Annotated in this window: 3 protein-coding genes and 1 pseudogene; 3 read left to right on the forward strand and 1 reads right to left on the reverse strand. The window is 57.4% G+C overall.

Going from position 1 to position 2,379, the window contains the following annotated elements; genetic code table 11:
• The 3 genes from ACFSSA_RS10760 to ACFSSA_RS10770 form a co-directional block, all read left to right on the forward strand.
• A partial coding sequence (locus ACFSSA_RS10760) for an RHS repeat-associated core domain-containing protein (protein WP_386820455.1) occupies window positions 1-614 on the forward strand: 614 nt, incomplete at its 5' end.
• 3 nt (window positions 615-617) lie between these two features.
• Complete coding sequence (locus tag ACFSSA_RS10765) at window positions 618-860, forward strand: hypothetical protein (protein WP_386820456.1); 243 nt, start codon at window positions 618-620, stop codon at window positions 858-860.
• 406 nt (window positions 861-1,266) lie between these two features.
• Window positions 1,267-1,611 carry an RHS repeat-associated core domain-containing protein gene (locus ACFSSA_RS10770; RefSeq protein WP_386820457.1) on the forward strand — a complete coding sequence of 115 codons (345 nt, stop codon included), beginning with the start codon at window positions 1,267-1,269 and terminating at the stop codon, window positions 1,609-1,611.
• A gap of 237 nt (window positions 1,612-1,848) precedes the next feature.
• Here ACFSSA_RS10770 and ACFSSA_RS10775 read toward each other — a convergent pair.
• Window positions 1,849-2,379: pseudogene (locus tag ACFSSA_RS10775) on the reverse strand (transposase); the annotation flags it as partial.

The raw sequence follows: 2,379 nt of genomic DNA on the forward strand, positions 1-2,379 counted from the left end.
CCGGCCACCACCACCATGCCAAAAGCGGCCTCGTCCTGACCTGGTATCGCGCCTACGACCCGGTGACCGCGACATGGCTATCCCCCGACCCGCTCGGGGAAGCGGGGGGATTGAATTTGTATGGGTACGTTGGGAATGATCCGGTGAATTATTGGGATCCCTTTGGTTTAGAGTCTTGCGATTATGACGATGGCAAAGGAGGAAAGGATTGGGGGAAATTCACGAAGGATCTCTTCTCCGAGATTGGAAAGCAATTTGGAAACGATATTCAAGATCCTGCGAAGAACAGGCAAGCGATAGCTGGTGCAATGGCAAGCGGCCTGAGTGGGCCGATAGCAGGCAGACTGCTTGGTGGGGGAGCAACCACAGGTGCTGCAACTGGAATTACACGGACTGGATTTACTGGCTACACACGACACGGACTGAACCAAGCTATAAGTAGAAATGGAGGCAAAGGCGTGTGTCCTAAAGGAATTGCAAATGCTATCACAAATCCTAAAAAAATAATAAATCAGGCGGATGGAAAAGTGAAACTAGTGGGAGATCGAGCGACAGTTATTCTGAACAAATGGGGAAAAATCATCACGGTTTGGGGCAAACCAAGAGGAGGATAAGGCATGATTAAAAGCGAAAAGTTTTTCGAGCTAGAGAAATTAGGAGTGTGTTTGAAGACTGTCAGTTATGTTCCTTCGGGAGTTGAACTCGCGGCTAATGGTTGGGACGAGGTGCTCGACGAACTCTCAGAAAATTTGTGCAAACATGGTCTAACTCCTGATGATGAACCAAATCGGTTGGGTATTCTTTTGGAAGATTTAATTGATCTTGTGAACAGCGAGCTTGAATCAATTGGGTCAAATTGAAAAATGAACTCGTATTGTTTTGGGGTCGGGTGCTTCATCGCGCATTATCCGTCATTCGGCCTATCGGTAATCGGGCAAAACCAACCTCCAGAGCAAACCCCGCTCCCGTCACGCGCAGGTTGTCCGGGGGCGGTCGCTAGTCTTCCGGCCTTCCCTCAGCGGCTTACCTGGTCGCTGGCTCGCGCCCAGCCTCGCCACATCGTCCAGGCCTCCAGCCGCTTCCTTCGCCGTGCGGACCCGCCCGCCGTGCGCTCCCCTGTCCCGGGGAATACCGGGCCAGCCGCGCCCGGCCAGCCAGCCGCTCCAGTCCTTGCGTTCGGTTCCTCTCTCCAGTCCCTCCGCGCCAGGCCTCGGGCTGGCATCCGCTCCGGTGTGGGGGTAGCGTGGGCCCAACCGTGCACCTTCGGTGATTTATTTTGGGGAGCTCACCCCCACACCTGCGCTAGGGTTTGTTTTTATTGTTTGGGGCAGTCCGAAACCGTCAGAACAAAAGCGGCCGTCAGAAGTTGAGTCAGCCTGGCTGTCTCCCGACCCGCTCGGGGAAGCGGGGGGATTGAATCTCTATGGGTATGTGGGTGGAAATCCGATCAATACGTGGGATCCATTGGGGCTATGCTGGGAAGATGATCTTCGTAACGGGTTGACTCTGGCAGGGTCCGCTTTGGGAACGGGGCTGGGCTTCCTAGGGGGAGGTGGCGGTGGTGCGTTAGCTAGTGTGCCTGACGTCTCCCCCGAAAACCGGACGGATTGAAACTTGAGGGATTTCCGGTAGAAACATCGGAAAGGAACCAAGGAAATGAAGAGAAGTCAGTATACGCCGGAGCAAGTGACCTACGCGTTGAAGCAGAACGAGGCGGGTGAAACGGTAGTGTCCAGAATTTTTCGCACTTTGGTTCGGCTGTGATCGGGAATGTTGTCTTTGGTTCGTGTTTTACTGTTCGGGAGGCCGGGCGGAGACGGACACGCCGCAGCCCGGCCGGTGATGGTTCTATGACGCCGCCGAATGCCTGGCCTCGACGTCGTGGCTCCTGAGCCGCTCCATGTCCATGTAGCGGCGCGTGCCCCAGTGCTTCGAGGCCATGTGCCGCAGCCTCGCGGCGGCCAGCATCAGCGCGCTGTTGCCGTCCGGGAATGCGCCTACGACCCGCGTCCTCCTCCTGATCTCGCACATCATGCGCTCCATCGGATTGTTGGTCCGCAGATTGCGCCAGTGCTCGCGCGGGAAGTCCATGTAGGTGAGCGTCTATCGTCCGCTCCACCTGGTCGGCGGCCTTGGGCAGCTTCATGACCCGCAGCTTGGCGACGACATCCGCCGCCTTCGCCTCCGCCGCCGCGCGGTCTTCCTGGGCGTGGATCGCCTTGAGCATCGCGGCGACCGTCTTGACCTTGGTGCCGGGAACCTCGTTCCACGTGTCGCGGTAGAAATGCACCGCGCACCACTGCCAGCCCGCCTCCGGGAAATCTTGCGCCGCCCCGGTTGGCTTGTCCCCATCGCCTCCGGATATCGCGCCATCTCCTC

It is taken from the genome of Luteolibacter algae, from assembly GCF_042683045.1.
GTDB classification, from domain to species: domain Bacteria; phylum Verrucomicrobiota; class Verrucomicrobiia; order Verrucomicrobiales; family Akkermansiaceae; genus Luteolibacter; species Luteolibacter algae.